Here is an 8184-nt window from a genome sequence, read left to right as displayed (position 1 = left end):
CTTAACACACGCAATCCTTTGCTCAGGTAATGGAGAACAGGTAGACCACAGCCCTTGGCGGTCATGGGGGTCAGGTCTCGCATTATAACATTCGCCTGCGAATCGCCCGCCCCACCGTGCCGGGTGCAGACCGAAATAATCGACAATCTCGCGGTAGCTGTAGGCGCCAGTGGCATAAGCCGCAACAATGGCGGCATTGCGCTCGCGGTACTCGGCGGCTATCGACTCCAGCGGTGGCGCGGGCCTTCTGCGCTGGGCCCTTGGGATATTCAACTGATCTGTCTGCACCGGGACCTTTTTCTGCATCTTCGCGACGAACGTGTCGTCTCCGAGATAGATCTGTTGGCGTAGTCCTGACCAGACACTTGCCCCACCTTCGGCAACGAATTTCCTGTAACGTCGCCGTGCCTCGTTGCGACGCCTGCCGATTTGGGCAAGCAGCCCATCGGTCGCCAGCCAGCCCGGAACCGGCGCATCGCCGACCATCGCTCGGTAGCTGCTCCAGGGCCAATCCCCGGGATGTTCAACCATGCCCGCCCTGACCGGGTTCAGTACCACGTACCGTGCGAGTTAGCTGTCCTTGTCCACCAGGATCGCCCTGTAGCGCCCCTGAAACAAATGCCCCACCCGTCGGTGCCGTCGATTCGAAGCCTGGGTGTAGACCCCGTTGAGCTGTCGCATACCCTTCGAGAGATTACCGTCCGGGGTCTCCACCACCAAATGGTAGTGGTTCGTCATCTGGCAATAGGCGTGACAGAGCCAGTTGAACCGCTCGACCACCTCCGCCAGCGTGCGAAGAAACACCTCGCGATCTTCGTCGTCTTCATAGACCGCCTCTTGCCGATTCCCCCCGGGACGTGACGTGGTACAGGGCGCCGGCGAATTCAATGCGCAACGGTCTGGCCATGCGCGAGAATATAGCTTGGTCGGCAACATGTTACAATGCGAGACCTGACCCTGTGTGTGACCGGAGCGTAGCGGAAGCCACGCCGCTTTTTGCTGTCCGAGTGCATGTGATTGTTAGGCATTTTCTGCAAATAGATTCAATAGCTTATTTTCCTTTGTACGGACTATGCCGGTTTGTAGAAAAGCAACGAAGTCATCCTGCGTGCATTCTAGAGTTTCACATTCCTCCACTGCTGTTTTCTCTTTGTTTGGACGATAAACCTCGAATCGCACTAAGCCATGATCTATGCGCTGCTTTTTTACAGCTAACCCATCAACGGTTTCTTTTTTTGGTTTTGACTTTCCTTTTTGATGGATTATTTCCAATTCCTTGCTTTGAACTTCTACTGTTTCGTAATTTACATAACCTGAAGAAGATGCGAATTGCACCTGTACACTAAGCTTTAAGTGTTTTAATGCTTCGCCCCATTCTTTATACGCATCTTTGGTATCATGAATGGTATCTCCTTCGTGGAAATCATATAAACGACCCTGCGTCCATAGCATTTCCTTTTTCTTTGCCAATATTCTTGGTGTCAGTTTAATATCAAGCGCTTCCTTAAATGCCTCTGGAACAGCCATCTTCCAGCCAAGAGCAAAGCCATCTTCAAAATTCGCAATAAGAGCGTAACCTCTATCATCTCTTCTGGCTTCAATTTCCACTATTTCAAACCCTCTTTCATTAAACGAGCAATCTTTTCTTTTTGATTTTTCACGTTTTTCTTTGCCGATTCGAGTGCTTTTTCAGATTCCCGAAGTTCTTGAACTAAATCTGGATAGCCGGACTCAACAATCCATTGTTTTACTTTATTGAAATTATCCTTTTGCTCTTCATCAAAAAGGATTCTTTCATCGGCTAATACGATCGCCATTTTATGTTTACAATATTTCCCCCATTCGCCAGCAGGGCAATCACAGAAGATTGATAGCCTAGATTCAGTTGATGAAACTGCTACTGCATACGGTTCATCTCTGCTACTACTTTTTACGAGTATTGTTGTTTCCATGCGTGCGCTTCTTCTTGATGCCGCAAATAACCGGACGCAAAAAGCGCGTAGCGGTTTTTGCGGTCCGAGTTAATTTGCCTTGTTAGCGCCATTATCGCTCTGCCTATGATATGAACTCAAAGCGCCAAATAGATAATAATATTTATCTAAGTGACTGTCTTTTTCATCGCGTATTATAGATGGTGCGATTGCATTATAATTGCCATCCTCAAAATGAAAATCCAGGCTGAGGCAAAATCCATCGCCCTTATTCGAAAGCTCTATATCCAACGATGGCCCCCATTCTGGGTCATGTCTGCCAATCATTTTCGAAGCTGGCATATTATTTAACCAAGGGCGTAACATAGGCTTGCCCTCACCAGACTTCACATAAGTAACATATACTTGTTTTTCATCAATTGGCTCAATGAAAATAGTATTCCCTTCGCTGTCTCTCCATTTACCACAATAGTTATATATGTATGAGTCCAACTCTGACTCCTCACCAACATATAATTGATCTTCTTCTTGATCCATGTATTCCAGCATTTCATTTTGATGAAGCCATATTGGATCGGCGTTGTTTCTTATAAATTCATCTGGATCAACTCCATCAATTGTTTCTGGGCGTTTGACCCTTACTTGTTTGCCATTCATAAACACCCACACATATTTCTTCTGTCTTTCTTCCTTTGCTTTCTTCTTCGCTCGTTTTTGAGCGGGGGTAAGTTTCTTTTTGACTTTTGCCATTGTCGAGCACTGATTGCGCTAACGGTACGTTCACCGGCGAGCGTTTAGCGAGTCCGCGTGCAGCGCATTGTTATGGCCTCTTCATAGGGTCTTGACGATTGTCAAATACCGCGTGTACTACAACGTCAGCGCCCTCGATGGTATAGAAAACTGAGAAGGGAAACCTTCTAACCACACAGCCTCGGAAGGTGGAATATACGGCCCTATACATTTCCGGATGCTCAAGAATTGACTTAACGGCCGTCTCGATACAATCGAGAAAGTCAAACCCCAGACCCCTTCGCTGCCTTTCGTACCATGCGAAGGCCAATTCCAGGTCTTCCCTGGCTCTGGCGGTGTAGTGCAATTTCATTTGTATTTGTCACGCAATTCCTCGTGCACCGTCTTCCAGTCATGAAGTTCCATCTTTCCTTCTTTATAATCTTTGTGCCTTCTGTCGAGTTCCTTCTTCTGCCACTCCGGCATGGGAAGTTCCGAATTGCTCGCGGCAATGGAATCCCAGATATCTTCGACAAGAAGCAGCTTCTCGGACAACTCCAAGCTCTCAATTTCGCTCCGTATTTCATCAGCTTTCATATCTGTACCCCGTCACTGTTTATATGCGAACCCGTGTTTGTCTTTTGCCATATCCAGTAATTCTATGGTTTCCGAATAGCCTACAATGCGCGGGTTATACCTGTGAGCAGGCACAGCGCCAAACCGTATCTGCGGGATAGTATACCCAGCGGCGTGTTATCCCGCGTTAAGCCTGTCCGCTGCTTCAGTTCTCCTGATGTCGCAGAACCTGTCTGTTGCTTGGAACACGGGTGAAAGGGGCGCAGTACTTCCAACTGAAGGACCGCTTAGCAACTCTCTGCAGACACTCTCCAATTGGATGCCCGCGGCCGCTTCAGGTCGTTTCCCTCCTTTTAGCGATTTCTAATAGTAGCGCTGCCTAAACTTCTGGATTCGGCTGGAGTCGGCCAGAACGGGCCGCATGACCCAGTACTGGGAACGTCTGCAAGATGTTGGTAACGGCCCTTCCGACCGCCACGAAAATCGAAGCGACCCATCTCTTCCTCCCACGAGTCTTCCTCCCATGAGCACCTCATACCCTGATCCCCTTGGGCATTCCCAGCACACTTCTTCATAATCCGCTGAATTCTCACGCAAACACCAGGACAACCCCTTGACCCACCGTCCCAGGAAGCGATTCGGCCAGCATTTCCTGCGCGACCCGCGCGTCATTCACGACATCGTCTCGGCCATCTCGCCGGAACCGGGAGACGCCCTGGTGGAGATCGGTCCGGGTCGGGGGGCGATCACCATGCCGTTGCTGGAGCGCACCGGACGCATGGACGTGGTCGAACTGGACCGGGACCTCGTGCCCGCGCTGCAGGCCCGGTGCGCGAACCTCGGCCGACTCGAGATTCATCAGGCCGACGCGCTGCGTTTCGATTTCGGGGCGCTCTCGCCCGGCCCGGGACGGCTGCGCGTGGTCGGCAACCTGCCCTACAACATCTCTACACCGTTGCTGTTTCACCTGGCGGAATTTGCGGACCTTATCCACGACATGCACTTCCTGCTGCAGCGCGAGGTGGTCGAACGTATCACCGCGGAACCGGGCGGCAAGACCTGGGGCCGCCTTTCGGTCATGCTGCGGTATCGCTTCAGGGCGAGGCGACTGTTTCAGGTCGGACACGGCGCATTCCGCCCTCCCCCTAAGGTGGATTCCGCCTTCCTGCGCCTGGAGCCCCAAAAAACACCGCCGGTCGCCGTCGAGGACGAGTCCCGATTCGCGCAGCTCGTCAACCGCGCCTTCAGCCAGCGACGGAAGACGATCAGGAATTCCCTCGGCGGCCTGCTGGACGAGGCCGGGATCAGGGCGGCCGGGGTCGATCCCGGCCTGCGGCCGGAGGTTCTCGACCTCCAGGCCTTCGCGGACCTTGCCAATGCCTCGCTGCACCGCGATACCGAAGCATTCCCCAGCCGGTCTTGATCGATCATTCACGGGACAGGACTACGATTTCGGGGTACGGGGTTATATTGGTGTGCCATCCCTGTGATAATTGCGAGCCTGGTCGGCTGGTCCACGTTCCCGGCGAGGCGTACCCCGCGGAAACGCATCAGATTGACGTCGAGTCCACACCTCCAACTGGAAAAAGTACCTGCAGCCATGGAAAACCCCGGTGCCTACGACATCCGCGTCAGCGTTGAGCCCGCCTTTCTCGAGAGTGAGTCGGACGCGTCGCAGGACCGGTACGTATTCTCTTACACGGTTCTGATCCACAATGCGGGGACGGTGCCGGCGCAGTTGCTGACCCGCCACTGGCTGATCACCGACACGAACGGAAAGATACAGGAGGTCCGCGGGGACGGCGTCATCGGCCAGCAGCCGCGGCTTGCACCGAGCGAGACCTACCGCTACCGCAGCTTCGCGATGATCGAGACGTCGGTGGGGACCATGGAGGGCAGCTACCAGATGCAGGCGGACGACGGCACGCGCTTCGAGGCGCCCATCGAACGATTCACCTTGTCCGTGCCGCGTGTCATTCACTGACTGCCGGCAACCGTAAACCGGAGCCCCGGGGTTCCATCACAAGAACGAAAAACCGTTCACGAACGGTCGAACCATCATGGCGCTATTCGCGATCGGCGATATCCAGGGCTGTTACGACGAGCTTCGGCTGCTGCTCGACAAGATGCACTTCGATCCCTGGCAGGACCATGTCTGGTTCGTCGGCGACCTGGTCACCCGGGGTCCCCGTTCCCTGGAAACGCTGCGCTTCGTCAAGAAGCTGGGCGACGCGGCAACCGTCGTGCTGGGCAATCACGACCTGACCGCCATCGCCCGGTACGCCGGGGCGAAACCGATCAAGCGCGGCAGTGACACCGAGGCGCTGCTGCGCGCACCGGATATCGACGAACTGATAGAATGGCTTCGCTTCCGGCCCCTCCTGCACGACGACGAAACCAGCGGGTACACCATGGTACACGCGGGCCTGCCCCCACAATGGGACCGCGACACGGCACGGGCCTGCGCGCGGGAAGTCGAGTCGGCGCTGCAGAGTCCGGACTATACTGATTTCCTACACAATATGTATGGCGACCATCCCGGCCGGTGGAAAGAGGTCCTCGGCGGCTGGAAGCGCCTGCGGTTCATCACCAACGCCCTGACACGCATCCGGTTCTGCGACGCGAAGGGACGCATGGACATGGGGGCGAAGGGCGCGCCGGGTAGTCAACCGGCAAACCTCATGCCCTGGTTTCGTGTCCCCTGGCGGCGCAGCCGCGGCATGAGGATCGTATTCGGGCACTGGTCGACGCTCGGCATGGTCAGCGAACCGGGCCTTGTGGCGCTGGACACCGGTTGCGTCTGGGGCGGGAGTCTGACGATCGCGCGACTCGACCAGCCCTCGCCGGCCTTCTCGCACCTCCCCTGCAAGGGTAACGCGCAACCGGGATAACGCTCGCATGTCATTTCCGCTGGACGAGGTACTCGACACGGTGCGGCGGATCGAATCCCCCGAAGGCGTCGATCTGCCGCTGACACCCGCGGGTCCCGTGCCGCGCGCCTTCGCCTGGGCGATAGACTCCCTCATCCGGCTCGTCCTCTATGGGGTCATCGGCATCGTCCTCGGGATCCTGCTGCCCGAGGAGTTCGCAACCGGGCTGTTCTTCATCGCCCTGTTCGTGGTGGAGTGGTTCTACTACGTTCTGTTCGAGGTCCTGCGAGACGGCGCCACACCCGGCAAGTCCGCCATGGGTCTGCGCGCGGTACACGACGACGCGACACCGATCGGCTGGTCCGCATCGCTGCTCCGCAATCTGCTGCGCTTCGCCGATTTTCTGCCGGCCCTGTACGGGACTGGTTTGGTCTCCATGCTGCTCAGCCGCGATTTTCGCCGGCTTGGTGACCAGGTGGCGGGCACGCTGGTGGTCTACGCGGACGAGCGCCCGGAGAAAGCCGCGGCGGTCCAGGCCCGCCCACACCCGCCCGCCGCGGAACTGACACTGGAGGAGCAGCAGTCCCTGCTGGCGTTCGCCGAGCGCAGCACGTCGCTGACCCCCGAACGCAACGTGGAACTCGCCGGGCTCGCTCGCGCGGTAACGGGCCGCGACGGACAGCCACCCGATGCCGTGCTCGACGAGGTCCTCGGCGTCTCGGCCTGGCTCATGGGTACACGATGACCCAGGACCAGTTCACGCAGCAGTTCGAACCGGTCTGGCGGGAACTGGAGTCCGTCCTGGAAGCGGCCGGACGCCGCGCACCAAAGGGAACGACCGGAGAAACCGGACCGGACCTGCCGCGACGCTATCGCCAGGCATGCCACCACCTCGCCCTGGGGCGCAGCCGCGGCTACAGCCCCGTGCTGCTGCGGCGGCTCGAGCACCTGGTCGGCGCGGCGCAGCGTCGCATGTACCCACCGGGAAGGTTTTCCCGTTCCCGGATCATGCGATTTCTCGCCTCGGGGTTTCCCGCCGAGGTTCGCGCGAACCGCGCCATGGTCCTGCTCTCGGCGCTGCTCTTCTTCGGGCCCCTGTCCGTGTCCTTTGTCGCGGCGCACCGCGATGGCTCGGTCATCCAGTCCGTCATGGATGCCGACTCGGTCGAGCGTTTCGAGCAGATGTATTCGAGCTCCGGCGAGAAGCGCGTCGACCCGCATCTGGCCGGGCAGAGCGATTTCTACATGTTCGGCTATTACATCCGCAACAACACCGGCATCGGATTCCAGACCTTCGCCGGCGGTCTGGTCTTCGGACTCGGGGCCGCGTTCTTCCTCGTGCTCAACGGCCTGATCGTCGGCGCGGTGGCCGGCCACGTCACCGGCATCGGTCATGGCGAGGCCTTCTGGTCCTTCGTGGCCGGGCACAGCGCACTGGAACTGAGCGCGATCGTGCTGTGTGGCTCCGCGGGGCTGCGTCTGGGACTGGCGCTGATCGCCCCGGGCCGCGCGAGCCGCCTGCTCGCCCTGCGTCGGGTCGCCCGGCCAGCGGGCCGCATCGTCGCCGGCGCCGCGCTGATGTTCCTCGCCGCCGCGTTCATCGAGGCCTTCTGGTCATCAGGCCCATGGCCCGGCCCGGAGGTGAAGATCCTCGCGGGTCTCGGCATGTGGGTCCTCGTTGCGCTCTATTTCGCCCGAGCGGGTCTCGACGATGTGGCTTGACGAGGTCACCGTTTCCCTCAGGCCCCGGAATCCCTGGGAGGCGATGGATCTCGGCTTCGCCATCGTGCGCCGTGAATGGCGCGCCGTGTACCTCGCCTGGTTCGCCGCGACGCTGCCCCTGTGCATCGCCCTGAACCTGGTTCTGTACGACATCCCCTGGCTCGCCGGTTTCGTTTTCTGGTGGCTGAAACCCTTCTATGACCGCGTCGTGCTGGGGGTCGTGAGCCAGGCGCTGTTCGGTTCCCGGCCACCGCTGCGAGAGACGCTCCGCAAGGCCCTCGAACTGCGCAGAAACGGGCTGATTCTCGGGCTGACGCTGTTGCGTCTCGACCCTGCCCGCGCCTTCGACCTTCCCG

11 protein-coding genes and 1 pseudogene are annotated in these 8184 nt (G+C 57.9%); 6 read left to right on the top strand and 6 right to left on the bottom strand.

The genetic code is table 11. From position 1 onward, the window contains the following. Nucleotides 1–82: 82 nt before the first annotated feature. The 6 genes and pseudogenes from LJE91_12640 to LJE91_12615 form a co-directional block, all read right to left on the bottom strand. Nucleotides 83–907: pseudogene (locus LJE91_12640) on the bottom strand (transposase). 113 nt (nucleotides 908–1020) lie between these two features. Then, entirely contained in the window at nucleotides 1021–1608 is a 588-nt protein-coding gene (locus tag LJE91_12635) for a hypothetical protein (protein MCG6869533.1), read from the bottom strand. Further along, nucleotides 1608–1952 carry a hypothetical protein gene (locus tag LJE91_12630; protein MCG6869532.1) on the bottom strand — a complete coding sequence of 115 codons (345 nt, stop codon included), beginning with the start codon at nucleotides 1950–1952 and terminating at the stop codon, nucleotides 1608–1610. Before LJE91_12630 ends, LJE91_12635 begins: the two co-directional genes overlap by 1 nt. A 69-nt stretch (nucleotides 1953–2021) precedes the next feature. Continuing rightward, nucleotides 2022–2681: a hypothetical protein gene (locus LJE91_12625; GenBank protein MCG6869531.1), complete on the bottom strand. Its 660-nt coding sequence runs from the start codon at nucleotides 2679–2681 to the stop codon at nucleotides 2022–2024. 70 nt (nucleotides 2682–2751) lie between these two features. Beyond that, nucleotides 2752–3033: a type II toxin-antitoxin system RelE/ParE family toxin gene (locus LJE91_12620; GenBank protein MCG6869530.1), complete on the bottom strand. Its 282-nt coding sequence runs from the start codon at nucleotides 3031–3033 to the stop codon at nucleotides 2752–2754. After that, entirely contained in the window at nucleotides 3030–3257 is a 228-nt protein-coding gene (locus tag LJE91_12615) for an addiction module protein (GenBank protein MCG6869529.1), read from the bottom strand. Before LJE91_12615 ends, LJE91_12620 begins: the two co-directional genes overlap by 4 nt. Nucleotides 3258–3849: 592 nt before the next feature. Here LJE91_12615 and rsmA point away from each other — a divergent pair. The 6 genes from rsmA to LJE91_12585 all read left to right on the top strand — a co-directional run. Further along, nucleotides 3850–4659: a 16S rRNA (adenine(1518)-N(6)/adenine(1519)-N(6))-dimethyltransferase RsmA gene (rsmA, locus tag LJE91_12610; GenBank protein MCG6869528.1), complete on the top strand. Its 810-nt coding sequence runs from the start codon at nucleotides 3850–3852 to the stop codon at nucleotides 4657–4659. 177 nt (nucleotides 4660–4836) lie between these two features. After that, entirely contained in the window at nucleotides 4837–5220 is a 384-nt protein-coding gene (gene apaG, locus LJE91_12605) for a Co2+/Mg2+ efflux protein ApaG (GenBank protein ID MCG6869527.1), read from the top strand. 76 nt (nucleotides 5221–5296) lie between these two features. Beyond that, nucleotides 5297–6127, top strand: a complete 831-nt coding sequence (locus LJE91_12600) for a symmetrical bis(5'-nucleosyl)-tetraphosphatase (GenBank protein ID MCG6869526.1) — start codon at nucleotides 5297–5299, stop codon at nucleotides 6125–6127. Between the two features lie 7 nt (nucleotides 6128–6134). Next, nucleotides 6135–6851: an RDD family protein gene (locus LJE91_12595; protein MCG6869525.1), complete on the top strand. Its 717-nt coding sequence runs from the start codon at nucleotides 6135–6137 to the stop codon at nucleotides 6849–6851. Continuing rightward, nucleotides 6848–7828, top strand: coding sequence for a stage II sporulation protein M (locus LJE91_12590; GenBank protein MCG6869524.1), 981 nt, complete (start codon nucleotides 6848–6850; stop codon nucleotides 7826–7828). The genes LJE91_12595 and LJE91_12590 overlap by 4 nt, the downstream gene beginning before the upstream one ends. Continuing rightward, on the top strand, nucleotides 7818–8184 hold a 367-nt coding region (locus tag LJE91_12585; protein ID MCG6869523.1), incomplete at its 3' end, for a DUF4129 domain-containing protein. The genes LJE91_12590 and LJE91_12585, both read left to right, overlap by 11 nt.

The organism is Gammaproteobacteria bacterium (assembly GCA_022340215.1).
Classification (GTDB): domain Bacteria; phylum Pseudomonadota; class Gammaproteobacteria; order JAJDOJ01; family JAJDOJ01; genus JAJDOJ01.
The sequence above is the reverse complement of the archived record's forward strand: the minus strand, read 5'-3'. Positions and strand labels throughout refer to the sequence as shown.

Excerpts from the sequence above, each read along its gene's own strand:
- LJE91_12615 (MCG6869529.1), bottom strand. The coding sequence starts at position 3,257 with ATGAAAGCTGATGAAATACGGAGCGAAATTGAGAGCTTGGAGTTGTCC.
- apaG (MCG6869527.1), top strand. The coding sequence starts at position 4,837 with ATGGAAAACCCCGGTGCCTACGACATCCGCGTCAGCGTTGAGCCCGCC.
- LJE91_12630 (MCG6869532.1), bottom strand. The coding sequence starts at position 1,952 with ATGGAAACAACAATACTCGTAAAAAGTAGTAGCAGAGATGAACCGTAT.
- LJE91_12600 (MCG6869526.1), top strand. The coding sequence starts at position 5,297 with ATGGCGCTATTCGCGATCGGCGATATCCAGGGCTGTTACGACGAGCTT.
- LJE91_12595 (MCG6869525.1), top strand. The coding sequence starts at position 6,135 with ATGTCATTTCCGCTGGACGAGGTACTCGACACGGTGCGGCGGATCGAA.
- LJE91_12620 (MCG6869530.1), bottom strand. The coding sequence starts at position 3,033 with ATGAAATTGCACTACACCGCCAGAGCCAGGGAAGACCTGGAATTGGCC.
- LJE91_12625 (MCG6869531.1), bottom strand. The coding sequence starts at position 2,681 with ATGGCAAAAGTCAAAAAGAAACTTACCCCCGCTCAAAAACGAGCGAAG.
- LJE91_12590 (MCG6869524.1), top strand. The coding sequence starts at position 6,848 with ATGACCCAGGACCAGTTCACGCAGCAGTTCGAACCGGTCTGGCGGGAA.